The sequence below is a fragment of the Pedobacter aquatilis genome (assembly GCF_030409415.1).
Classification (GTDB): Bacteria; Bacteroidota; Bacteroidia; order Sphingobacteriales; family Sphingobacteriaceae; genus Pedobacter; species Pedobacter aquatilis.
The window spans coordinates 161,753-185,615 of record NZ_JAUFPW010000011.1; the positions used below are offsets into that span (position 1 = coordinate 161,753).

Consider the following 23,863-nt stretch of genomic DNA (forward strand, 5'->3'; position numbering starts at 1 on the left):
TTGAATATTTTGAAACGGAATTTCAGGATGCTCATTTTTTCTCCGTGATTTCCGTGGCAATAAATACTTTACAAATTCTGTGCGATTACGAAACCACTAGCCCAGGCCCATTGAAAATTATAGCCACCAAGCCAACCCGTAACATCCATACATTCGCCACCGAAAAACAAATTAGGAATTTTCTTACACTCTAAAGTTTTCGAAGATATCTCATTAGTATCAATTCCGCCACGCATAACTTCAGCTTTATCATAGCCTTTATCGCCTGCTGGTTTTACTTTAAATTGATGAATGGTTTGCTCTATTAAGTCAATTTCGGCTTTTGTTAAGGATGCAACAGGTTTTGTTAAGGGTAGAAACTTACCTAAAGCATCAGTAAATTTCTTAGTGTAATAACGATTTAACAAAGTTGACAACATGTTTTTGCCGTTCGATTTACGTTCATCATCCAATAACGAAATAATATTTTGTTTGGGCAGAAGATTTAAATTGACAACCTTACCCCTACGCCAAAATGATGAAATTTGCAGAATTGCTGGTCCGCTTAAGCCCCAATGTGTAAATAAAATATTTTCTTCAAATGAAATTTCATCATTGCTGACTTCGCAAAAAACCGAATTACCCGAAAGTTGCGCAAACCACTCTTCATCCTTACCGGTAATGGTTAAAGGAACTAAGGCCGGAGCAGTTTCTATAATTTTTAAGTTATGTTTTTTAGCAAAGCGTAAAGCAAAATCGGTGGCACCCATTTTTGGAATCGGTAAACCACCTGTTGCAATAACCAATTTTTCAGCTTTTAAAACTACTTTGTTTCCATTTTTCTCATAAGTTACCTTGAATCCATCAAGTAATACTTCGATATCTTTTACATCTGCATTGCAACGAATTTCCTGACCAAAATCTTCGCAAATCGAAGTAAAAACCTGAACTACATCTTTGGCGTTTTTTTCATCGGGAAATAATTGACCTAATGTTTTTTCTTTGCCTTGAATGCCATAGGTTTCAAAAAAACTGATGGTGTCATCAACCGTCCATTGCGTAAAGGAAGATTTTATAAAGTGTGGATTAGCCGAGATAAATTGCTCTGCCGATGCAAATTGATTGGTATAATTGCAACGGCCACCGCCAGAAATCAGGATTTTGGCACCTGGTTTTTCATTCTTTTCCAGCAGAATCACTCTTTTTCCAAGATATCCAGCTTGCACCGCACACATTAATCCGCAAGCACCCGCACCAATAATTATTGCATCAGCATTCATAGCAGCAAAGTTATAAGTTTTAGAGTTATTGTTGTGTTAGTTGTTTTATAGCCGCGATTGAAGTGGAAATACTTTTTGTTGGTGTCATCCTGATCTTGTCGAAGGATTGTTTGTTAGTTCCAGATGCTTCGACAGGCTCAGCATGACAGAAGTTAATGGCAGTGATAACAAAAAGATTGTAACGAAAAGCGGGACTGAGCATTAATAGTTGTAATAGCCTTGCGCTTCGAAAATTAATGTTACAAATCAATCATTCTGCCTTTATCCTTGTTCTTTTTACTATTTTTGTGACTTAAAAATCTCTTTTATTGATGGCAAAACAGATAAGCGAATTAAAGTTAGGTATTTTAGGTGGTGGCCAATTAGGCAGAATGCTGATTCAGCAATCGATTAACTACAACGTAACTTCTTTGGTTCTAGACCCTGACCCAGATGCGCCTTGCAAACACATTGCAAACCACTTTGAAAATGGCTCGATTACTGATTTTGATACGGTTTATAACTTCGGTAAGAAAGCCGATATTATCACCATAGAAATTGAAAAAGTGAATATTGATGCTTTGGAACAGCTTGAAAAAGAGGGCAAACAGGTTTTTCCACAGTCGAGAGTTATTCGTTTAATTCAGGATAAAGGCGTTCAAAAACAGTTTTTTAAAGAAAATGACATTCCTACTTCCCCTTTTCAAATTGTAAATACGAAAGAGGATATGGAAAATTGCCAGATTCCGTTTCCATACATTTTAAAGTTGAGAAAGGATGGTTACGATGGCAAAGGCGTAATGCGAATTAACAGCGCTGAAGATTTAAACGGTGCTTTTGATGCGCCTTGCATTATCGAAAAGTTAGTGGATTTTGAGAAGGAAGTTGCTGTAATAGTTGCCAGAAATTCTAAAGGTGATATGAAAACTTTCCCGATGGTGGAAATGGAATTTAATCCGGAAGCCAATTTGGTTGAATTTTTAATTTCGCCATCAACGTACGCAGAAAGTTTACAGCAAAAGGCAGAAAATATTGCCAAAAACATCGCTTCATCGATGAACATTACCGGAATTTTAGCTGTAGAAATGTTTGTATGTAAGGATGGTGAGTTATTGGTGAATGAGGTTGCACCTCGTCCGCATAACAGTGGCCACCAAACAATTGAGGGCAATTATGTTTCTCAGTTTGAACAACATTTACGTTCGATATATAATTTGCCTTTGGGTGATACCACAAGTATTACGAATGCCATAATGATTAATTTATTGGGTGAAAAAGGCTCAGAAGGCGTTGCTAAATACGAAAATTTGGAAAAGATTTTAGCGATTGATGGTGTATTTGTTCATTTATATGGCAAAAAATATACAAAGCCTTTCCGCAAGATGGGCCACGTAACTATTGTTGATATTGATAGGGAAAAGGCGATTGAAAAGGCCAGGTACGTGCAGAAAACATTGAGGGTGATTGCTTAAGGGAACAAAGATTAAAGAGCAAGGAATAAAGATTAAAGAACAAAGATAAAAGCAAAAAATGAGTGCGAAAGTTGGAATAATTATGGGCAGCAAATCTGATTTGCCTGTTATGCAAGATGCAGCTGATGTTTTAAAAGAATTTGGGATTGACTATGAAATTACAGTTGTTTCTGCACACAGAACGCCTGAACGTATGTTCAATTATGCAAAGGAAGCTCAAAGCAGAGGTTTAAAGGTAATTATTGCCGGCGCAGGCGGTGCAGCACACTTACCAGGAATGGTTGCATCAATTACTACGCTTCCCGTTATTGGCGTTCCTGTAAAATCATCAAATTCTATTGATGGTTGGGACAGTATTTTATCAATTTTACAAATGCCAAATGGTATTCCTGTTGCTACGGTTGCGTTAAATGCCGCTAAAAATGCTGGTTTATTGGCTACTCAAATTTTATCTACTGCTGATGAATCTTTGACGGTTAAAATGCAAGCCTATAAAGATGAGTTGAGAAAGAAAGTTGAAGAAAGCGCTGATAGTTTGTAGTCTGAGGCCAGGAGTTCGAAGTTGGATGATATATTGCTCATTTTAAATATAAAAAAATTACAGCTTAACATCAGACTTCCGACACCGGACTTTTTCTACTAATCTAATTCAAACTTGGGTCTACTGGGAAATTGCTCACATGAGCATATTTCGGACCCAGGTTTACGATAACATCTCTCCAGAGTTTCTCGTCATCATTACCGAAAATAATATCAGGGTGTGAAACATCACTAACCATCCAGGCGTTTTGTTCAATTTCCTGACTTAATTGTCCATTATCCCAACCTGAATAACCCAAAAAGAATTTAACTTCATCTTCCTGTATTGCGTTGGTATTGATAAGAATTTTCAATGTTTCGAAATTACCACCCCAGTAGATACCGTTGCCAATTTCTTCCCCACTTTGCAACTTATCGTAAGCACGATGTATGAAATGCAATGTATCAGCAGCAACTGGCCCGCCAAAATAAATTTGATTCTGAGCTTCCCACAAATCCTGAATAACATCTTTTAAAAGCAAATTACCAACCTGATTTAAAATATAACCAACTGTTCCCTCTTCGCCGTGTTCGGTTATTAGAACCACGGAACGCTTAAAATTTGGGTCAGCCATAAAAGGTTCAGAAATCAGTAATCGGCCGGTTTTTGGTTTTATATTATTTAACATGATGATAATCATTTGAAGCACCATAAAAGATGCCTATTTTTGTTTTATGCAAGTTACAAATGAATTTCTACAAAACCTGCGCCAAGATTACATAAGCGCTACATTAGATGAAAATGACGTAGATGATAATCCGATTGTGCAATTTAAAAAATGGTTTGACCACGCCGTTGAAGCCCAGGTTTACGAACCAAACGTAATGACTTTGGCAACAGCCGATAAAGCCGGCCGACCAGATGCTCGTATCGTACTTTTAAAAGGTGTTGATCAAGATGGCTTTAGATTTTTTACGAATTATTTAAGTGCTAAGGGAAAAGAGCTTAAGCGTAATCCTTATGCAGCTTTGGTTTTCTTTTGGCCTGATTTAGAACGACAAGTTCGTATTGAGGGTATGGTAGAAAAGTTGGATAAAGAAACTTCTGAAGCATATTTTAAAACCAGACCAGTTGCCAGCCAAATTGGAGCCGTTGCTTCTCCCCAAAGCCAAATTATAGAAAACAGGCAAATTCTAGAGCAGAAGTTTGAAGAACTAAAATCTAAAAGTGATGATAAAGAAATTTTAAAACCTGCACACTGGGGCGGTTATATCGTTAAACCTACGCGTATAGAATTTTGGCAGGGTCGACGAAGTAGATTGCATGATAGAATTAATTTTGAATTAATAAAAGGAAGCTGGGTTAAGAATAGATTGGCTCCTTAAACATCCAACGAAAAAATAATGAAAAATATATCAGTAATAGGTTCAGGTACAATGGGAAATGGAATTGCACATACTTTTGCGCAGTTCGGGTTTAGTGTTAATTTAATAGATATTAACCAAGATGCTTTAGATAAGGCGATTGCAACCATAGGAAAAAACTTGGATAGACAGGTAGCTAAAGGAACCCTAACGGATGCTCAAAAAACTGATACCATAAATAATATCACAACTTACATATCTATTGCTGATGGTATTAAATATGCTGATTTAGTTGTAGAAGCCGCTACAGAAAACATGGAGCTTAAACTTAAAATTTTTAAGGCCTTGGATGGCTTCGCTCCTGCTGATGCTATTTTGGCTTCCAATACTTCTTCAATTTCAATTACTCAAATTGCTGCTGTTACCAATCGTGGCGATAAAGTTATAGGTATGCATTTTATGAATCCCGTTCCGGTGATGAAATTGGTAGAGGTGATTAGAGGATACCAAACCAGTGATGAAACCACCAAAACAATAATGTCGCTTTCTGAAAGTTTACAAAAAACACCAGTTGAGGTAAATGATTATCCTGGTTTTGTGGCTAACCGCATTTTAATGCCGATGATTAACGAGGCAATTTACACTTTGTATGAAAATGTTGCTGGTGTTTATGAAATTGATACCGTTATGAAATTAGGTATGTCGCATCCGATGGGACCACTGCAATTAGCTGATTTTATTGGCTTGGATGTTTGTCTGGCAATTTTAAAAGTGTTAAATGATGGTTTTGGTAATCCAAAATATGCACCTTGTCCGCTTTTGGTAAACATGGTTGCTGCTGGCAAAAAAGGCATAAAAACTGGAGAGGGTTTTTATAAATATACCGCTGGTTCAAAAGAATTGGTAGTAGCTGACAAATTTAAATAGCAGTAATTATTTAGTAAAAAGTACTTAGATAAGGTTAATCATTCATCATAAAACACAAATAATGTAAATCAAAATACTAAAAATTTGAGTATTTTGATTTACATTAGCAGCTTTGATTTAGGCATCAAGTCATGATACTAAATACTAAATACTTGATACTAAGAAAATGAACGAAAATCTTGACCCAGAAGCAGGCAATTTAACGCCTACCGATAGAGACATCGAACGTGTTTTACGGCCGCAAGCTTTTGAGGATTTTACCGGGCAGGAAAAAGTTATGGAAAACCTGAAAATTTTTGTTCAGGCAGCCAAACTTCGTGGAGAATCTTTGGACCATGTTTTACTTCATGGCCCCCCAGGATTAGGGAAAACAACATTATCGCACATTATAGCCAATGAAATGGCTACTGGTATAAAAGTAACATCTGGCCCTGTATTAGATAAACCTGGGGATTTAGCAGGCTTATTAACTGGTTTAGATGAGGGAGATATTTTATTTATTGATGAAATTCACCGTCTATCACCTTTGGTTGAGGAATATTTGTACTCCGCTATGGAAGATTTCAAGATAGATATTATGCTTGAAACCGGACCAAATGCAAGGTCAGTGCAAATTTCTTTAAACCCATTTACACTTGTTGGTGCAACCACACGCTCTGGTTTGCTAACCGCACCATTAAGGGCTCGTTTTGGGATAAATGCAAGGCTAGCTTATTATGATGCAAAACTACTTACTACCATTGTTCTGCGTTCTGCTGAGATTTTGAAAACGCCTATCAGCGATGAGGGTGCTTATGAAATTGCCAGAAGAAGTCGTGGTACGCCGCGTATTGCGAATGCGCTTTTACGCCGAACGAGAGATTTTGCCCAAATAAAAGGTAACGGCAAAATTGATACAGAAATTGCAAGTTATGCCTTAAATGCTTTAAACGTTGATGAGCATGGACTTGATGAAATGGATAATAAAATATTGGTAACCATTATCGATAAATTTAAAGGCGGACCGGTTGGTTTGAAAACCATTGCAACAGCTGTTGGTGAAGATGAAGGAACAATTGAAGAGGTTTATGAGCCATTCCTGATTCAAGAAGGTTACATCATGCGTACTTCACGCGGGCGTGAGGTTACCGAGGCGGCTTATAAGCACCTAAAGAAGAATTGGCCTGGTCAGACTGGGAAGTTGTTTTAGTGTTTTAAAAGGCTTTGGCAATATTTGCAGAATCCTTTGTTCTTAAACGGGATGGAAGCGTTATACTTTTTTGACAGATAAAACTTCGTATTCCTGCCATGCTGATGGTTAATTTATTTCGTAAGAGTGGATATAACTAACATTTTAAGCCGCTCGTCATTGCGAGGTACGAAGCAATCTCATTTAAAGATTAATAGGAATAGATTGCTTCAGCTCACACAAACCCAGCTTCGCAATGACGACCGATGTAAAAACGTCAATGGTAGGATCGAAGCATCTGCAAGCGATGAAACAGATTATTCATGGTTGTTTATTCTTGTTATGGAATTCATGCTTGCTCCGCAGGTCTTAGTTCCTCAGAATGACAGTAGTTTCAAAAAAGATTTAGCGAACAGCCCGACTGTTTTTACCAATGAAATTGTGGCTTTCATTTCCAAAAACTAAACAATTCTACAAAAATGGCAGTTAAAAAGGCAAACATTAACCTCCTTTCTCTGTTCATTAGTTGTAAAACCAGCAAAGTATGAATATAGAATTACGAAGATTAACGCTCGAAGATTATGCCGATTTGAAAGAATCTATGTTGCAGGCTTATGATAGCATGGGTGGTTCTATCTGGCCCAAATCTAGTATTGCCAAGCTTATAACTATTTTCCCAGAAGGGCAATTATGCATTGCTGTTGATGATAAAGTTGTGGCCTGTTCGTTAGCTATAATTGTTGAATATGACGAATATGGAGACAGGCATACCTACAAATTAATTACTGGCGATTATTCATTCACAACTCACGATCCAAATGGCGACACCTTATACGGAATCGAAATCTTTGTACATCCTGAATTTAGGGGGTTGAGATTAGGGCGTAGATTGTATGAAGCCAGAAAAGAGCTTTGCGAGAGTCTGAACTTAAAAAGTATTATTGCCGGAGGAAGAATTCCAGGTTACCATACCTATGCCGAAACTTTAACACCAAGGCAGTACATTGATAAGGTAAAAAGCAAAGAAATTTATGATCCTACCCTAACCTTTCAGATTTCTAATGATTTTCACGTTAGAAAGGTTTTAAAAAATTACCTTCCCGGAGATAAAGAATCAAAAGAATATGCAACACTAATTGAATGGAATAACATTTATTATCAAGGATTAGATGCTTCGGCACGTTCTGCCATGACGATTAGATTGGGTTTGGTTCAGTGGGAAATGCGTTTATTTCCAGATTTAAAAACCTTTTACGAGCAAGTTGAATTTTTTGTTGATGCACTGAGCGGATATAAATCAGATTTCGTAATGTTTCCGGAGCTTTTTAACACACCGCTTCTGCAACCGTACAATCATTTACCTGAAATTGAAGCCATGCGGAAGCTCGCCGAAAAAACGCAGGAAATTGTTGATAAAATGCATGAATACGCACTGAGTTACAATGTAAATATTATCACCGGAAGTATGCCATTGCTTGATGACGGCAAACTTTACAACGCAACCTATTTATGCCACCGAACTGGTAAAATTGATGAATACAGGAAAATTCATATTACACCAAACGAACAGAAATATTATGGGATGATTGGTGGAGATAAAGTTCAGGTTTTTGATACCGATTGTGGGAAAATTGGGATTTTAATTTGCTATGATGTTGAGTTTCCGGAATTAAGCAGAATTTATGCCGACCAAGGTATGCAGATTTTATTTGTTCCGTTTTTAACCGATACGCAAAATGGCTATACCCGTGTTAGGCATTGCGCACAAGCGAGGGCGATAGAAAACGAATGTTATGTTGCCATTGCTGGTTGCGTAGGTAATTTGCCAAAGGTGAATAATATGGATATTCAATTTGCTCAATCGGCTGTTTTTACGCCATCTGATTTTGCTTTTCCAACCAATGCGGTAAAAGCTGAAGCTACGCCAAATACCGAAATGGTTTTAGTAGTTGATGTGGATTTGCATCTTCTGGATGAATTACATCATTATGGTACAGTGAAAGTTTTGAAGGACAGACGTAAAGATTTGTACCAGGTTAAGCTGTTAAAATAAGTTTTTAAACACAAAAAAAAGCCGATTATCAATACGATAACCGGCTTTTTCAATTGTACTAAAGCTAATTACTTGCTCATGGCGAACCATACGATTAAGCCGATAATTACGGCAATTGGTAATATCCATTTTAAGATCGAACCTGCACCATTTTCATCCTTTTCGGTAACTGCCGGTTGTGCTGGTCCTGGATCTTCTTTATGACTTTCGTAATCTTTTTCTATCGGTTTTGGAGCTTCTCCACTTTCCGTATGTTTCGGATCTATATTTTCCATTGTTAAAAATTTGCGTTAGTTGGACTATTTGCCTAAAAGGATTCTGAAATGAAGTTCAAATCAATTTTGTAGCATTTAAAATAACAACAAGCAATAAAGCAAAAGGTTTTAATTCTAAGCCCTATCTTTGCAAAGCGATGTATAATAATTCTGCAAAATATAGTCAATTGATAAAGGCCGAAGCCTTGCGCCTCGGCTTTCTTGATTGTGGCATTTCGAAAGCAGAATTTTTAGAAGCGGAAGCACCCCGTTTGGAAAAGTGGTTAAACAATAATCACCATGGCGAAATGAAATATATGGAAAATTACTTCGATAAACGCCTCGACCCTCGGTTATTGGTAGATGGTGCAAAATCAGTAATTTCCTTATCATTAAATTATTATACGGATGATAAACAACAAGACCCAAACGCTCCAAAAATTTCCAAATATGCGTACGGAAAAGATTACCATACCGTAATAAAAGATAAGCTAAAGGAACTTACTCATTTTATTGAAGAAAATATTGGTGAAGTTTCGGGAAGGGCTTTTGTAGATTCTGCACCCGTTTTAGATAGAGCTTGGGCTAAACGTTCGGGAATTGGCTGGATAGGAAAAAACTCCAACTTAATCAGCAAGCAGAATGGTTCATTCTTTTTTCTCGCAGAGCTGATAATTGATTTAGAACTGGACTACGATAACCCATTTCAAACCGACCATTGCGGCACTTGTACGCGTTGTTTAGATGCTTGTCCAACGGATGCAATTATTGCTCCACAGGTTGTTGATGGTAAAAAATGTATTTCTTACTTAACCATCGAACTTAAAGATGAAATACCAAATGAGTTTAAAGATAGAATGGATAACTGGATGTTTGGTTGCGACATTTGTCAGGATGTTTGCCCGTGGAATCGCTTTTCAAAAGCACATAATGAAGAAGCCTTTAAACCAGAAAATGGCTTGCTAGATTTAAGTGCTAAAGAACTTACCGAAATTACGGATGAGGTTTTTAAAAAGGTATTTAAAGGTTCTGCAGTAAAACGAACAAAATATATAGGTTTGAAAAGAAATATTGATTTTTTACAATCTTAAAATGAATAAGCTTTTATTCTTTATTATACTTTCCTTATCAATTCATATTGTTAGTGCACAAACTTTAAAATTAAAGAAGAGAAAAGCCAATGCAGTTGTTGGTAGTGCTTTCGCACTGAGCATTTCTGATAGTTCTTTAAGTTTAAAAGAAAGAGAAAAGATAATCTATAAAGAAATAAAAAGAGGTAATGTTCCAGAGTTTTTGAGAAAATTAACGCCAATGGTAAAAATTTTCTCGCATGACGAAAATAAATTGACTTATTATGTTTTACCAGATTACTTTTCTATTGGAAGTGATGATGATTTCTTTTATGTACCGATGACACCAATGCTTGCTCAAAAAGTAGCCAACTTAACTAAATGTAGCTTACCCACTAAACAAATTACTGATTTGATTTATGCTTTAGCAAGTATAAAATTAAATCCACAACCAATTGCACCGACAAGCGCTATGTCTACTGTACCAATTTTTGTTGCTCATAATGATTCTATTAAAAAACAACTTAAGCCATTCATCATTAAACACAAAGAAGGTGCTCTAACAGCAGGTCACAAAAAAGATATCATTATATCAAACAAAATTTATGGGGAAACATCACCCAGGGTTGTCATTTACGGTTGGCATAAATCCAATTACAAAGCAATTCAACCGGTATATAACAAACATAGTAACACATGGGTTGATTACAGTCATGGTATTAGGCTTATTCAGAACTATGTATATTTAAACACAAAAAAAACCACTTTAAAGAAGATTTTGAAAGAACCTAATTTAAATGGTTATTTTAGTGATGAGGGTGTGATTAAAAAGCCCTATTATCCAATTAGAACAAAATATTAATTCACCGAAAAACTATTGTCAGACTTAGCTTTATCAGGCGTGTGCGGATTTCCCATCACAATCTTTTTTAGCCTCTTTGTCGTTTTAATATCAATTGTTGTTTGACTACTTCCTTTTTCCCAAACGGAAATTGTGCTGTGATTTTTTTCTACAGAACCATCATCAAAAGTTAAGGTTAAATCTATTGGCAGAGGCTTACCTTTATTTTCAATTACAATAGTATAACCATCAGTTGTTTTAACGGCTGATTTTATAGCCATATCGGTTACCCCACCTTCAAAAAACCAACGTTTCCAAAACCAATTCAAATCTTTACCGCTTCCCTCATTCATGCTGTTAAAGAAATCGTAAGGCATGGGGTGTTTACCATTCCAATTTTTAATATAATAATGTAAAGCCTTGGTAAACAATTCATCACCCAAATAATCCTTTACATATAAATAAGCGAGCGCTGGTTTTGGATAAGAATTTGTAAATGAGCCAGAGCCTTTTAAATCAGGCGTTAAAGTCATAATTGACGTATCATCTCTTCCGCCAGAACTGGATGCAGTCGGTTGGATTCCATACTCATCAACAATTGTAGAATCTATCATGGGTGAAATTAACCACTCGCCTATCGTTGCCCAACCTTCATCCATCCACCCATATTTTGTTTCATTTATACCCATATAAAATGGAAACATCGTGTGGAAAATTTCGTGGTCGGTTAAGGTGATGGCATCTTCGCGGTTATCTACCGGATTATCATTTACCATCATTGGGTATTCCATTTGGTCTAAACCATCAAAAACAGTTTCGTGGTTGTATGGAAAAGGCCATTTTGGAAACTTAAAACTCATTGCATCAACCGTTTTACGGGCAAAATCAATCACCTCGTAAAAATCCTTATGTTTAGGATTGAAAACCGCATCTACCCTGGTTCTTCTCTTAGTTGCAGAATCTACCACCAAACTTGATGATTTCCATAGATAATGGTCGCTTAGTGCGAAAACAAAATCCGTAACATTTTTTGCAGAATACTTAAATGTATTAAAAGCTTTGTTTTGCGTTACTTTTTTTTCGGCTAAATCCTTTTCAGTAATAACATCAATTACCGCATCATTTTTTTCTGCTGATGAAATTTTTGAAACGATATGTTTTTGAAAGACTTCAGAAGCATTTTTTAAATCGCCAGTTGCCCAAACACCAAAATTACCCGGAACGGTAATTTCAGCATTGAAATTATCAAAATCGTTGTAAAACTCTTCTGAACCGGTATAAGGGTATTTATTCCAGCCGTCAACATCATCATAAACAGCAATTCTAGGAAAAAAATATGCAATAAAGTGCGAACCTTCATCAACTTGCCCGGTGCGCATATGGGAGCCTTTGTTTAAAATATAATTGTAAGAAATGGTGAAATTTATAGTTTTACCGGGCATTACTGTTGGTACGTTTACAGTCATGTTGGTTCCATCAATATTAAAATCGCCAATGTTTTTCCCGTTTGCGGCTAAACTTTCAATTTTAACACCTTCGCCTAAATCTGATTCGGCAATTTTTGCTTTATGAGAAACGCCTTTTTTATAAAGATTTGGGTACAACTTAAACCATATCGTTTTTAACGTATCGGGGCTGTTATTTGTATAAACAACATCAACCTTTCCATTAAGCAATCTCGTTATCGGATTAAAATTAACTTTCAGGTTATAATTAGATGTATTTTGCCAATACTTCTTACCAGGTTTTCCGTCTGTACTCCGGGTTTCCTTTTGATAAGTTTTTTGAAAAACTGGCTCAATCGGAAGCTGAGTTTGCGCATTCGCAAGGGTTCCGGCTAGTAGAAAAAGGATCGTTATTTTTAAAAAATTCATAATGCAAAGCAATTTAAGACACATGGTGCCTGTTTACTCTAAACTTTTGACTTTTAACTTTGAGTTTATTTTCCAAACTTCATTTTCAACTGGTCAAGCATATCATTATTAATAGGCTGAGCAGGTTTTTCCTGAGGTTTTGGTTTGTCGAACTGAGGTTTATTTCCTTGATTATTCTGTGGACGCGGCGCCCTATTCTCGTTTTTCTTGGCATTAAATTTTGCCCATTCCTCATCAAGTTTTTTCTTGGTATAAAGCGGGAAATCTCCATTCTTCATCCAGGCATAATAACTTGGTTCGATGCTAAAAACTTGTTCGGTAGTTTTACCCTTATGTTTACCAAAATTAAAGCACACTTCGTTTTTATCATTGTAAACCATTCTGCCAGCAAAATCTACAAGTTTATTAATGTTGGTAAAGGTGTGCAACGCATCGACATCATTTACAACAGGTTTAGATTTTACGCCCTGTTTATCTTCAAATTCTTTATCCTGATACATATCCAACTGGCCTAGCAAAACTTTGTATGTTGCAATAACATCAGCTTCGGCAGCGTGGGCATTTACCAAATCCTCATTACAATAAAATTTGTATGCCGCCTTTAAAGTTCTTTGTTCCATCTGGTGAAATATGTTCTGAACATCAACAAATTTGCGGTTGCTCATATCAAAATCAACATCGGCACGTAAAAACTCTTCCAAAAGCATCGGAATATCAAACTTGTTTGAATTGTATCCTGCTAAATCGCTTTCCCCTATAAATTCTGCAATTTCTTTCGCTAGCTCGCTGAAAGTTGGTTCACCTGCAATATCTTCATCGTAAATTCCATGTATTAAAGAAGTTTGTAGCGGAATTGGCATTTCCGGATTAACACGCCAAGTTTTTACAATTTCATCGCCTTCTGGCATAGCTTTTAAAATTGCTATTTCTACTATTCTATCGGCACCAACATTTATTCCGGTTGCTTCTAAATCAAAAAATGCTAGCGGACGCTTTAAATTTAATTTCATTCTGATATAATTTTGGCGCATTTATAGCACCCATACGTTTCTAAATCAAAAGTGCTAAAAAGGTTTGGTTTGTTTTTTAAAAAGCATTTATAATTTTAAAAATTAATTAACATTTATTTCTAAATGTTGCCCCTTAAAATTAAATTGCAGCAAAATTAACCAAACTCAATGCGTAGACTTCTATTATTATTTATCGCTTCTTTCTGTTCTATTTATTGTACTGCACAAAATTTTGAATTTGGCAGAATTACGCATGATGATAACAATTTTGACAAAAATAAAATCGATAGTTCTGCCAATGCAGTTGTACTAAAAGAGTTTGGAACAACATCTATTCAAATAAGTGATAGAACAAATAGTACCGAACTTTTTTTTGAATATCATGTCAAAATTAAAATCTACAATAAAGATGGCTATGACCAAGCTAATATTGTAATTCCTTCTTACAAAGATGGTAGCAGAGAAGAAATGATTAGCTCAATTAAAGCCTCAACATTTAATTATGAAAATGGAAAGTTTGTAGAAACAATAATGGATAAAAAGGCCATTTTTTCTGAAAGCAGATCGAAATATACCATGCTTACAAAATTCACCTTACCAAACATAAAGGATGGTTCTATAATTGAGTACAGCTATAAGTTAGAATCGCCAAATTTATTCAACTTTAAAACATGGGAGTTTCAATCAGATATTCCCAAGGTTTACAGCGAATATTTAATCTATATTCCAGCCATTTACAACTATAATGTATCGCTACGGGGATTTCAAAAACTAAGCGATACAAAAAGTGAAATTTCTAAAGAATGCTTAAGAGTTAATGGAACGCCAATAGATTGTTCGAAAATTTGGTACATTATGAAAGATGTACCCGCTTTTGTAGAAGAAGATTTTATGACTGCGGCTAGCAATTTTAAATCTGCAATATATTTTGAGCTTTCAGACCAGATTACTACAACAGGTGCTAAAATTAATTACACTAAAAGCTGGCGAGATGTAGATTACGAATTAACAAGTGATAAAAGTTTCGGTTCTCAAATGAAGCGAAAAGATGTTTATAAAGACTTGCTCCCCTCGATTTTAAAATCTGCAACTGATGATTTATCTAAAGCCAAAGCAATTTATAACTATGTTAAAAATCAAATAAAGTGGAATAGATATTATGGTAAATACAGCGAAGATAATATCAAAAAAGCGTTAGATCTACGCTCGGGTAACGTAGCGGATATAAACTTAAACTTGATTTCGGCACTTTCTACCGCAAATCTTGATGCTGAAGCTGTTATAATATCAACCAGAGATAACGGGACCGTAAATAAATTATTTCCTATTATAAGCGATTTTAATTACCTGGTTGCTAAAGTTAACATTGGCGATAAAAGCTATTTGCTTGATGCAACCGAACCTTTATTGCCATTTGGCTTATTACCGCTACGGTGTATTAACGATCAGGGTCGAGTAGTAAACCTAAAAAAGCCATCTTATTGGATTGATTTAACCGCATCGCAAAAATCATCAACCAGCTATATCTTGCAGGGAAAGCTAAATGTCGATGGTGTAATTACTGGCACAATTACAACCCATAGCACTGGTTATGATGCATTTAATAAACGAAATGCGATTATAAAAAATAGTGGTGTTGATGAGTATGTAGAAAAATTAGATGAATCAATGTCTAAAATAAAAATTCTTAAACACGAAATTAAGAATGTTGATAGTGTAGAAAAAACGCTTACCGAAATTTACGATATAGAATTTGCACCCCTGCTAAATGCTGATAAAGATGAGCTTTACTTTAATCCGTTTTTTATAAATCCAATTACTAAAAACCCATTTAACTTAACTTCGAGAACTTATCCGGTCGATTTGGGCGCAACATCAGACCAAAGAATTTTAATTAATATCGAACTTCCTGGCAAGTATGAATTAAAGGATAAACCTAAGGATTTAGCAATTGGTTTACCAAATACAGGTGGCAAATATTTGCTAAAAACCGGAATCGAAGATAATATGATTTCGTTTAGTCAAATCATGCAATTTAATAAAGCTAGTTACATTCCAGAAGAGTATCCATATTTAAAAGAATTTTATAGTAAAATAATTCAAAACCAAAAGGCTGAACTTTTACTTAAAAAAACAAACTAATGAAATTTGCTTTTATCCTTTTATCGCTCTGCGTAACTTTTGTTCATGTATATGCGCAAGACACTTACAATGCAGATTTAATTCCAGCGAGTTTAAAGAACCGTGCCAATGCAATAATAAGGAACGAAGAAACAACTGTTAATATGCTTGCCATAGATAATGTTACACAAACCGTAAAACAAGCAATAACAGTTTTAAATAAAAACGGAGAAAACGCAGCCAGATTAGTTTTATTTTATGATAAAAGCATAACAATAAAAAGTTTAAAAGGAGAAGTTTACAATGCTGCAGGTAAGCTAACAGGCAAATTCAATCAGAGTAATTTTACAGATGAAAGTGCAGCCGATGGATTTTCTCTGTTTGTAGATAATAGAGTTAAGCATTTTTTGCCTAATGAAAGTGTTTATCCTTATACTGTGGTTTATAACTATGAAATTAAGCATAAACAAAATCTTGTAATTCCAGATTGGAATCCAAAACCAGCTAATGATGTTTCAGTTGAGCAAAGCAGCTACACATTTATTTGTAACCTAATGGATGAATTAAGAATTAAGGCTCAAAACTATCCAGGTAATCCGTTAGAAACTAAAACAGATAAGCAAAAAACTTATGTTTGGGCTGTTAAAAATATAGCCGCTGTTAAACCGGAACCTTACAGTCCGGATAGAGATACTTACGAAACCAGTGTAAAAATTGCACCAAAAGATTTTGCTTTTTATAATTACAAAGGCACTTATAATAATTGGGATGAATTGGGTAAATGGATTTATAGTAATTTATTAAAAGGACGTTCTGCGCTCCCACAAGGTACTATTGAGGCGATTAAAGATTTAGTAAAGAATGATATTGATGATAAAGATAAGGCGAGAAAAATCTATCAATACATGCAAAATAAAACACGATATATAAGTGTTCAAATTGGCATTGGTGGTAATCAACCTGTAGCAGCGTCAGAAGTGGATAGACTAGGTTATGGTGATTGTAAGGCTTTGGTTAATTATACTCAAAGCTTGCTTAGTGTTGCCGGTATCGAATCTTATTATTGTGTAGTTGAAGCAGGAAGCCGCAAAAAGAGTTTCGATGCAAACTACGCAAGTATGGTGCAAGGAAATCATATTATTTTATGTATGCCTTTAAAAGGAGATACCACCTGGTTAGAGTGCACCAATCAAAAAATTCCGTTCGGTTTTTTGAGTGATTTTACCGATGATAGATTAGTTTTAGCATGCACAGCTAATGGAGGAAAGTTATTAAAAACACCAAAACTCAGTACACAAGAAAATAAGCAACATAGAACTGCAAATTTATCTATTCTTCCAAACGGAGATGTTAAGGGAAATATAAAAACGATATTTTCTGGAGCACAGTACGATAACAGCGAACACATTATTGGTAAATCATTTCCAGAACAACAGAAGCTTTTAGCTGATGCTTATAATATTGATAACATTAATTTTAACAAGATAACTTATATTCAAAACAAAAGTCTCGCTCCCCAAATAACCGAAGAATTAGATGTTAGCATCAATAAATATGCCTTTGTTAATAATGATAAATTATTTCTGATACCCAATGCTTTTAACATCAAAGAAAGCATAGCTGAAACTAAAACCCGAACGAAATCACTTTATTTAGATAGAGGCTTTACTGATGAGGATAGCATCACATACAATCTACCTGACGGGCTTTTAACTACCGCAATTCCGAATAATGATAAAAAAATCAAAAATCAATTTGGTGAATACATAACTAAAGTAACTTTAGAAGGAAAGAAGTTAAATTACTACCGGAAACTTGTTATTAATGAAGGAACATTTCCGCCTGATGCTTATGCAGAGTTTTATAATTTTATAACTGAAGTTTATACAGCAGATAGATATAAACTTATTCTTAGCTTAAAAAGATAATTCCAAGGCTAATTCCAATAATCATAATTAAGTACATAAGGATTTCTGTAGTGGCAAAACGCTTATATTTTGTCCAGAATGAATAGTCTTTATCTTGATTCGGCATCTGTTTTCAAAGTTAAACAATTGCCTCATATAAGCATCTTAATATTTATCTCTCAATCAAATTATCAATATCAAAGAATTGTCATTAAGGAACTAGTATGAATTTTGTATCGCCGCTGTTACAATATTTATCGAAAAGGAGCGTATAAGTAATTCAGAATCATACAAATATTCCCTTAATGAGAAAAAGATTGGTGGGCGTGGCCTTATTCCTTTTGATAGGTATAGGCATTATTGGAACAGGTTGGAAAGCGGTTGAGCATCCGCAAAAGAATCAATCGATAACTCAGGTTTTATCAAGCGATAGCCTTTACAATGAGCATATCGAAAACCTTTATCATGAAGTTCACCTCGATTCGATAGGTTTAAACATAAATGTATTCGAAAAGGCATTAACAGGGTTTTATAACCTTAAACATTCGGGTTTATTGCATTCTAAATCCATTTTAACTATTGCTGATTTTGATCAGGAAAGCCGCAATCGGAGACTTTATATTATCGATATAGAAAAAAGAGAATTGATTTTAAACACCTGGGTCGCTCATGGTTTAAATAGCGGTGATGATAAACCGAATTATTTTTCGAACACAAAGAACTCAAATGCCAGTAGCTTAGGTTTTTACATCACCGGAGAAACTTATTATGGTAAGCATGGTCGCTCGCTAAAACTTGATGGTGTTGATTATGGCTTTAATAATAATGCAAGAGAGCGGGCAATTGTTTTGCATGGTGCGGATTATGTTAGTCAGGCAAGTATTAACCAATTAGGTCGTTTAGGAAGAAGTCAGGGCTGCCCTGCCGTTTCATCAAAACTTGTAGATAAAGTAATCAATGTTATATCTGATAAAACCGTTTTATTTATTAATAATACAAACCAAAACTATAATTCCAGGTATTTAGATGAAACGCTTGCTGCAAATGTGGCGCTTAACCAGCAAGCAGATGTTTTAGCTTCGAATTTTGATTAAGAAATTAATTTTTCATTGCCAATATTTTTGGGTAAAAACCAGGAAATTTGCCGTTTTAAACCAGAAATTAAATCCCAAAACCAGCGGTTCGTATCTTTATATTTTTCGCCACAATCTATAATTTCAGCTCTTTCAATACCCTTTAGCAATATCTTTTTTAGCCATTTGATATTATTATATTTGTTGAGTAACAACCCAAAATAATGACTGTAAACATGTGCCCATATTTCTACAGTCAAAGAATTATCTGATATGTTTAGCTGTTTTTCAAAAGTGGCTTCGTAATCGGTTTTTATAAATCTAACAAGTTTTAATGTTTGTGAAATCGATCCACCATCAAGATATAACCAAAGCGCCTTATCGCTCTTTAAACGGATTAAACCATCATCAAGTGAAACCTTAATTCTATAATTATCTATCTCGTAAAATTTATCCATTTTATCTAACTGTTAATGTTAGACAGTTGAAAACTAAAATTGTTAATATAAATTCAGATATATGCTGATTATCAATTAATTTATTTTCATTAGCAGCACAATTTGCAAAGTGAAGCGTAATTGTGCATAATTTTTTACTTACTGGCAGCATATTTTTAATCATCTTTGGGGTTCAAAACACTAAAGCTTTTAATGAAAATTGTAATTGCAGAAAAACCATCGGTTGGTAGAGAGTTAGCTAAAGTTTTTGGCGCAACAACCAGAAAAGATGGATACATTGAAGGAAAAGGTTATTCATTTACCTGGGCTTTTGGGCATTTATTACAATTAGCACCGCCACAAGATTATGGCTTTATTGGCTGGAGAAAACAACATTTACCAATGTTGCCTGCCAAGTTTAAACTTGCGGTTAGAAAAAATAAAACAAAAGATGGCTTTATTGAAGACCCGGCAGTTAGAAAACAATTAGATACCATCAAAAAACTTTTTGATGAAGCATCGGAAATAATTGTTGCAACGGATGCTGGACGTGAGGGTGAATTGATTTTCAGATATATCTATTATTACTTAAAGTGCAAAAAACCTTTTAAGCGATTGTGGATTTCATCCCAAACTGATGAAGCGATTAAAGATGGCTTTAGAAATTTAAAGCCAGGTACCGATTACGATACGCTATTTAATTCAGCACATTGCAGGTCAGAATCTGATTGGTTGGTGGGTATGAATGCAACGCAAGCTTTGAGTATTTCTGCCGGAAACAGAACAGTACTTTCTTTGGGTCGTGTGCAAACCCCTACTCTGGCTATGATTTGCGCCCGCTTTTTAGAAATTAAGAATTTTGTTCCGCAAACTTACTTTCAGATAAGCATTCAACTTACTAAAGATGAGCAAACATTTAAAGCAATTTCAACAAGTAATTATAAAGATAAAACAGAAGCTGAAGCTGTTTTTAATTTAGTTGAAGATGTGCCTGCTGGTTTTCCTAACGGAGGAAATATTACTGCCGTTGAAGCTAAACCAAGAAAAGAACCACCACCGCTTTTACACGATTTAAGTTCTTTACAACAAGAAGCCAATAAGAAAAAAGGTTTCACAGCCGACCAAACACTTAATCTTCTACAAAATTTATACGAAAGTAAATTGGTTTCCTATCCACGTACCGGAAGCAGATATATTGGCGACGATGTTTTTGCAGGCGTACCGAATTTAATTTCGAAGTTCATTAATCATCCGGACTTTGGTAAACAAGCCACTTTTTTGCAAACTACAAGTTTAAATAAGCGTAGTGTAAATGCAAAGAAAGTAACCGATCACCACGCTATATTGCCAACTGGCGAAGAAGCGTACGGCTTAAGTGCTGATAAGCAGGCAATTTATGATATGGTTGTTGGAAGGATGATTGAAGCCTTTCATCAGGAATGTTTAAAGGAAATAACAAAAATAACCATACAATCTGCCACTACTTTTTTAGCAAACGGCACAGTAATTCGTTCAGCTGGATGGCGTTCTGTTTTTAATGAAACCGAAGACGATAAAAAGGATGAAGATAACGCCGCATTGCCAAAAGTTGCTGTTGGTGAAACATTACCAATCGTTGAAAAGACATTATTAGAGAAGCAGACCAAACCAAAGGCAATGTACAATGAAGCATCTTTATTAAAAGCTTTAGAAACATCTGGTAAAGAAATTGAAGATGAGGAACTTAGATATGCAATGAAAGATAGTGGTTTGGGTACACCTGCAACAAGAGCTTCAATAATTGAAACCTTAATAACCAGAGATTATATTAGCAGGGAGAAGCGAAATTTAATACCTACAAATAAGGGTTTAGCTGTTTATGAAGTAGTGAAAGATAAGCGTATTGCGCAAGCAGAACTTACAGGACAATGGGAAAAAAGATTGGAAGAAATCCGTTCTGGTGCATCTGTTAAAGACTTTAAGGAAGAAATACAGGAGTATACCAAAACCATTACCACAGAACTTTTAATAGCAGGAGCTACAATTTCAGGAAAAATTGAAGAGCAAAAAGTTGAAAGTTTAGCCAAATAGTTCTTTTATTATTTCCTAGTTGAAACATTCATATTTTCATCTTTTTGTATAAAACCAAATGCTCCAGCAGCTTTGTACTCAGCCTCTAAAGTTTTTTTATCATTACCGGTAAACATTACTATAACCAGATCTGGATATTCCATTTTTAATTCTATAACAGTATTTGGACTGCTATCACCATTTGGCATATTAATATCCAGCAGTAAAAGATCGAATTTTTCTTCTTTTAATTGTTGGTGCGTATCTAAAAGGTTTTCAGTTTCGAAAATATGAGGATTTATTAAAAGTTTTTTAAAGAAACCACGCATAACCAATCGCATTAACTCTGTATCGTCGGCAATTAAAATCTTTATGTTTCCTCGCATTCTAAATTAGGTATGATGATTTAAAGAAAAAACACCGCTCATACAAGCAGTAGATATGCTATTTTACCTTAAAAATTAATGCAAAATTTGCTAGTATGGGATGATAACCAAAAATAACAATTTTATTGATTTACGGACAAAATATACAATTATTATTAAACCGACATAAATTCCCAGGCGCTGTGATAGCCATTTAAATCTTCAGCATACTTTATAAAATCATTATAAAAAGAAAATCTTGATAGAGTACTTCCATCACCAATAACAACAAGCTTTTTTCTTGCTCTTGTCATGGCAACATTCATCCTTCTAATATCGGATAGAAAGCCAATAATACCGTCGTTATTACTTCTAGTGAGGCTGATATAAATTACATCTCTTTCCTGGCCTTGGAAACTATCAATCGTATTAACTGATATTTTGTGCGCATTATCGACCAAAATTTCATTGTTTTGTAGCAATTCTTTTAGGAGATAGACTTGTTGCTTGTAGGGAGAAATAATGCCAAATGTTGGCAAATTCATATTGCCTAATTTCAATTTTTCTATTAATGCGGTTAAATGATTTAGAGCAAATGTTGCTTCATCTGGATTTGTTGTACTTGTACCATCAGCTTTTTCATCAAAACTGCAACCCGAAGTATCAATAAACATTACTGGCGGCTCATCTTCTGCAATCTGATGGTTAGCAACAGAAAAATGAGCCTGGAGCTTATTTTCATAAAAAACCTTTGATGAATAACCCATAATTTGAGTGTTCATTCTATATTGTTCTTGTAGAAGCGTAACATAATCTCTATTTAATTCAACAGATTTTTCGAGTAATGTTTTACTCAGACCCTTTTCAGCAGCCTCATTAGATTTTATTGTAGGCGAAAGCTGGAAATGATCTCCTGCTAGAATAACTTTGTCAGCTTTTAATATTGGTATCCAGCAAGCGGGTTCTAAGGCTTGTCCGGCTTCATCTATAAAAACTGTGCTGTATTTTAAATTTTTGACTGTGTAATGATTCGATCCAACTAATGTTGCTGTAATAATTTCGGTGTTGGCAAATATGTTTTCAATGATGTATTTTTCTGAGTTTTCTATCTCTCTGCCAATTTTATGTGCCTCATCAAATAACGCTTTTCGCTGCTCTCGCTCTGCCCTACCAAAACTGCGCTTATATTTATGCGCCATGTTTTTATATTCTGCCGCCTGTTTCCTTAAAGCTTTAATACTTTTCATTTCCGCATGAACCGACATTTTATAATCCAGCGTTGCATGCATTAAATGTTCAGAAACCCTTGCCGGATTTCCAACTCTAACAATATTTAATCCGCTTTCGGCTAATTTTTCGGTAAGTAAATCTACAGCAGTATTACTCGGAGCAACAACTAATATTTTCTGCTTTTCTAATTTACTAACAGCTTTAATAGCTTCAACAAGGGTTGTTGTTTTACCAGTTCCTGGCGGACCATGAACAATTGCCAACTCATTAGCCGATAATATTTTGTTAACGGCAGCTATCTGAGAATTGTTCAGCTTTTCAGATTTAAAATTACAATCTAAAGTTTTAAATGAAGGTGTTTTATGACCAATTAAAATTTTAATGAGACTATTTTTGCCTTCATCTTCGATAATTGAACCAGCAGTTTTTAAGGCATTCCGCATTTCATCATAACTATTATTATCAAACAACAAATCTACACCAAGCTTTCCATCTTTTGTCCAATCTGGCAATTCATCCAATTTTAAACTGATTTTCATCTTATCGCGACTTAAATGACTGATTACGCCTTCAATTCTATCATCTTTTGGATTATGATTGGAGAAGATTACAACAGATGATCCGAAACGGAACTGCTGAGACAAATCCTTATGAGTTGTTCTTTCAATTTCGATATTTAGATACTCTCCTCTCCCAATTTCCGTGTTGCGGATTGAAATTGGGTACCAGGTTAATCCTAAATTTCGCCTATCGGCAGCAGAACTATTTTCTGTAAGTTTTAAATAAGCTTCGTGATCTGCCTTTTGCTCAATTTGAAGCAATTCAAGCTGTTTTGTGAAATATTCTTTAAGCAATTTTAGTTTTTTTAATGTCGTCGTTCTATAAATAAA

At 35.0% G+C, this 23,863-nt stretch carries 20 protein-coding genes; 12 read left to right on the top strand and 8 right to left on the bottom strand.

Going from position 1 to position 23,863, the window contains the following annotated elements; genetic code table 11:
- Positions 1 to 68: 68 nt before the first annotated feature.
- Positions 69 to 1,259 carry a BaiN/RdsA family NAD(P)/FAD-dependent oxidoreductase gene (locus QWY86_RS03805; protein WP_290238937.1) on the bottom strand — a complete coding sequence of 397 codons (1,191 nt, stop codon included), beginning with the start codon at positions 1,257 to 1,259 and terminating at the stop codon, positions 69 to 71.
- A gap of 311 nt (positions 1,260 to 1,570) precedes the next feature.
- On the opposite strand from QWY86_RS03805, the gene QWY86_RS03810 reads away from it, so the two are divergent.
- Both QWY86_RS03810 and purE read left to right on the top strand, forming a co-directional pair.
- Positions 1,571 to 2,710: a 5-(carboxyamino)imidazole ribonucleotide synthase gene (locus QWY86_RS03810; RefSeq protein WP_290238939.1), complete on the top strand. Its 1,140-nt coding sequence runs from the start codon at positions 1,571 to 1,573 to the stop codon at positions 2,708 to 2,710.
- Between the two features lie 58 nt (positions 2,711 to 2,768).
- Positions 2,769 to 3,251 carry a 5-(carboxyamino)imidazole ribonucleotide mutase gene (gene purE, locus QWY86_RS03815; protein ID WP_290238941.1) on the top strand — a complete coding sequence of 161 codons (483 nt, stop codon included), beginning with the start codon at positions 2,769 to 2,771 and terminating at the stop codon, positions 3,249 to 3,251.
- Positions 3,252 to 3,354: 103 nt separating this feature from the next.
- Here the strand turns inward: purE and QWY86_RS03820 are convergent, their stop codons facing one another.
- Positions 3,355 to 3,918, bottom strand: a complete 564-nt coding sequence (locus QWY86_RS03820; protein ID WP_290238942.1) for a YqgE/AlgH family protein — start codon at positions 3,916 to 3,918, stop codon at positions 3,355 to 3,357.
- 46 nt (positions 3,919 to 3,964) lie between these two features.
- On the opposite strand from QWY86_RS03820, the gene pdxH reads away from it, so the two are divergent.
- From pdxH to QWY86_RS03840, 4 genes are all read left to right on the top strand, one after another.
- On the top strand, positions 3,965 to 4,615 hold the full coding sequence (gene pdxH / locus QWY86_RS03825) for a pyridoxamine 5'-phosphate oxidase (RefSeq protein ID WP_290238944.1): 651 nt from the start codon (positions 3,965 to 3,967) through the stop codon (positions 4,613 to 4,615).
- 18 nt (positions 4,616 to 4,633) lie between these two features.
- Positions 4,634 to 5,521, top strand: coding sequence for a 3-hydroxybutyryl-CoA dehydrogenase (locus tag QWY86_RS03830; protein ID WP_290238947.1), 888 nt, complete (start codon positions 4,634 to 4,636; stop codon positions 5,519 to 5,521).
- A gap of 166 nt (positions 5,522 to 5,687) precedes the next feature.
- On the top strand, positions 5,688 to 6,710 hold the full coding sequence (gene ruvB / locus QWY86_RS03835) for a Holliday junction branch migration DNA helicase RuvB (protein WP_290238949.1): 1,023 nt from the start codon (positions 5,688 to 5,690) through the stop codon (positions 6,708 to 6,710).
- A gap of 523 nt (positions 6,711 to 7,233) precedes the next feature.
- Positions 7,234 to 8,742: a carbon-nitrogen hydrolase family protein gene (locus QWY86_RS03840; protein ID WP_290238951.1), complete on the top strand. Its 1,509-nt coding sequence runs from the start codon at positions 7,234 to 7,236 to the stop codon at positions 8,740 to 8,742.
- A 68-nt stretch (positions 8,743 to 8,810) separates the two neighbouring features.
- Here the strand turns inward: QWY86_RS03840 and QWY86_RS03845 are convergent, their stop codons facing one another.
- The gene (locus QWY86_RS03845) at positions 8,811 to 9,017 is read right to left on the bottom strand and encodes a hypothetical protein (RefSeq protein ID WP_290238953.1); all 207 of its coding nucleotides are present in this window, start codon (positions 9,015 to 9,017) and stop codon (positions 8,811 to 8,813) included.
- Positions 9,018 to 9,154: 137 nt separating this feature from the next.
- Between QWY86_RS03845 and queG the strand changes: the two genes are divergently transcribed.
- Together queG and QWY86_RS03855 are read left to right on the top strand one after the other, a co-directional pair.
- Positions 9,155 to 10,087 (top strand): tRNA epoxyqueuosine(34) reductase QueG, encoded by a 933-nt coding sequence (gene queG / locus QWY86_RS03850; RefSeq protein ID WP_290238955.1) that lies wholly within the window; start codon positions 9,155 to 9,157, stop codon positions 10,085 to 10,087.
- Position 10,088: 1 nt separating this feature from the next.
- A complete protein-coding gene (locus QWY86_RS03855; RefSeq protein ID WP_290238957.1) occupies positions 10,089 to 10,928 on the top strand; it encodes a hypothetical protein in 840 nt (279 codons plus the stop codon).
- On the opposite strand, the gene QWY86_RS03860 is transcribed toward QWY86_RS03855, so the two are convergent.
- Together QWY86_RS03860 and QWY86_RS03865 are read right to left on the bottom strand one after the other, a co-directional pair.
- Positions 10,925 to 12,781 (bottom strand): M1 family metallopeptidase, encoded by a 1,857-nt coding sequence (locus QWY86_RS03860; protein WP_290238960.1) that lies wholly within the window; start codon positions 12,779 to 12,781, stop codon positions 10,925 to 10,927. The genes QWY86_RS03855 and QWY86_RS03860 overlap by 4 nt on opposite strands.
- 65 nt (positions 12,782 to 12,846) lie before the next feature.
- The gene (locus QWY86_RS03865) at positions 12,847 to 13,791 is read right to left on the bottom strand and encodes a 3'-5' exonuclease (protein WP_290238963.1); all 945 of its coding nucleotides are present in this window, start codon (positions 13,789 to 13,791) and stop codon (positions 12,847 to 12,849) included.
- Between the two features lie 168 nt (positions 13,792 to 13,959).
- On the opposite strand from QWY86_RS03865, the gene QWY86_RS03870 reads away from it, so the two are divergent.
- The 3 genes from QWY86_RS03870 to QWY86_RS03880 all read left to right on the top strand — a co-directional run bounded on the left by QWY86_RS03870 (position 13,960) and on the right by QWY86_RS03880 (position 18,913).
- The gene (locus QWY86_RS03870) at positions 13,960 to 15,933 is read left to right on the top strand and encodes a DUF3858 domain-containing protein (RefSeq protein WP_290238965.1); all 1,974 of its coding nucleotides are present in this window, start codon (positions 13,960 to 13,962) and stop codon (positions 15,931 to 15,933) included.
- A complete protein-coding gene (locus tag QWY86_RS03875) occupies positions 15,933 to 17,840 on the top strand; it encodes a DUF3857 domain-containing protein (RefSeq protein ID WP_290238967.1) in 1,908 nt (635 codons plus the stop codon). Before QWY86_RS03870 ends, QWY86_RS03875 begins: the two co-directional genes overlap by 1 nt.
- Positions 17,841 to 18,124: 284 nt before the next feature.
- On the top strand, positions 18,125 to 18,913 hold the full coding sequence (locus tag QWY86_RS03880) for a murein L,D-transpeptidase catalytic domain family protein (RefSeq protein WP_290238969.1): 789 nt from the start codon (positions 18,125 to 18,127) through the stop codon (positions 18,911 to 18,913).
- Here the strand turns inward: QWY86_RS03880 and QWY86_RS03885 are convergent.
- Complete coding sequence (locus QWY86_RS03885; protein WP_290238971.1) at positions 18,910 to 19,350, bottom strand: hypothetical protein; 441 nt, start codon at positions 19,348 to 19,350, stop codon at positions 18,910 to 18,912. The two genes, QWY86_RS03880 and QWY86_RS03885, sit on opposite strands and share 4 nt — an antisense overlap.
- A 192-nt stretch (positions 19,351 to 19,542) precedes the next feature.
- Here QWY86_RS03885 and QWY86_RS03890 point away from each other — a divergent pair, with 192 nt between their 5' ends.
- Positions 19,543 to 21,399, top strand: coding sequence for a DNA topoisomerase 3 (locus QWY86_RS03890; RefSeq protein WP_290238973.1), 1,857 nt, complete (start codon positions 19,543 to 19,545; stop codon positions 21,397 to 21,399).
- Positions 21,400 to 21,407: 8 nt separating this feature from the next.
- Here QWY86_RS03890 and QWY86_RS03895 read toward each other — a convergent pair whose 3' ends face one another.
- Both QWY86_RS03895 and QWY86_RS03900 read right to left on the bottom strand, forming a co-directional pair.
- Positions 21,408 to 21,764 carry a response regulator gene (locus QWY86_RS03895; RefSeq protein ID WP_290238975.1) on the bottom strand — a complete coding sequence of 119 codons (357 nt, stop codon included), beginning with the start codon at positions 21,762 to 21,764 and terminating at the stop codon, positions 21,408 to 21,410.
- Positions 21,765 to 21,919: 155 nt separating this feature from the next.
- Positions 21,920 to 23,827 carry an AAA domain-containing protein gene (locus QWY86_RS03900; RefSeq protein WP_290238977.1) on the bottom strand — a complete coding sequence of 636 codons (1,908 nt, stop codon included), beginning with the start codon at positions 23,825 to 23,827 and terminating at the stop codon, positions 21,920 to 21,922.
- Positions 23,828 to 23,863 lie beyond the last annotated feature (36 nt).

Coding starts and splice junctions, on each gene's coding strand:
- QWY86_RS03805 (WP_290238937.1), bottom strand. CDS start 1,259: ATGAATGCTGATGCAATAATTATTGGTGCGGGTGCTTGCGGATTAATG.
- QWY86_RS03810 (WP_290238939.1), top strand. CDS start 1,571: ATGGCAAAACAGATAAGCGAATTAAAGTTAGGTATTTTAGGTGGTGGC.
- purE (WP_290238941.1), top strand. CDS start 2,769: ATGAGTGCGAAAGTTGGAATAATTATGGGCAGCAAATCTGATTTGCCT.
- QWY86_RS03820 (WP_290238942.1), bottom strand. CDS start 3,918: ATGTTAAATAATATAAAACCAAAAACCGGCCGATTACTGATTTCTGAA.
- pdxH (WP_290238944.1), top strand. CDS start 3,965: ATGCAAGTTACAAATGAATTTCTACAAAACCTGCGCCAAGATTACATA.
- QWY86_RS03830 (WP_290238947.1), top strand. CDS start 4,634: ATGAAAAATATATCAGTAATAGGTTCAGGTACAATGGGAAATGGAATT.
- ruvB (WP_290238949.1), top strand. CDS start 5,688: ATGAACGAAAATCTTGACCCAGAAGCAGGCAATTTAACGCCTACCGAT.
- QWY86_RS03840 (WP_290238951.1), top strand. CDS start 7,234: ATGAATATAGAATTACGAAGATTAACGCTCGAAGATTATGCCGATTTG.
- QWY86_RS03845 (WP_290238953.1), bottom strand. CDS start 9,017: ATGGAAAATATAGATCCGAAACATACGGAAAGTGGAGAAGCTCCAAAA.
- queG (WP_290238955.1), top strand. CDS start 9,155: ATGTATAATAATTCTGCAAAATATAGTCAATTGATAAAGGCCGAAGCC.
- QWY86_RS03855 (WP_290238957.1), top strand. CDS start 10,089: ATGAATAAGCTTTTATTCTTTATTATACTTTCCTTATCAATTCATATT.
- QWY86_RS03860 (WP_290238960.1), bottom strand. CDS start 12,781: ATGAATTTTTTAAAAATAACGATCCTTTTTCTACTAGCCGGAACCCTT.
- QWY86_RS03865 (WP_290238963.1), bottom strand. CDS start 13,791: ATGAAATTAAATTTAAAGCGTCCGCTAGCATTTTTTGATTTAGAAGCA.
- QWY86_RS03870 (WP_290238965.1), top strand. CDS start 13,960: ATGCGTAGACTTCTATTATTATTTATCGCTTCTTTCTGTTCTATTTAT.
- QWY86_RS03875 (WP_290238967.1), top strand. CDS start 15,933: ATGAAATTTGCTTTTATCCTTTTATCGCTCTGCGTAACTTTTGTTCAT.
- QWY86_RS03880 (WP_290238969.1), top strand. CDS start 18,125: ATGAGAAAAAGATTGGTGGGCGTGGCCTTATTCCTTTTGATAGGTATA.
- QWY86_RS03885 (WP_290238971.1), bottom strand. CDS start 19,350: ATGGATAAATTTTACGAGATAGATAATTATAGAATTAAGGTTTCACTT.
- QWY86_RS03890 (WP_290238973.1), top strand. CDS start 19,543: ATGAAAATTGTAATTGCAGAAAAACCATCGGTTGGTAGAGAGTTAGCT.
- QWY86_RS03895 (WP_290238975.1), bottom strand. CDS start 21,764: ATGCGAGGAAACATAAAGATTTTAATTGCCGACGATACAGAGTTAATG.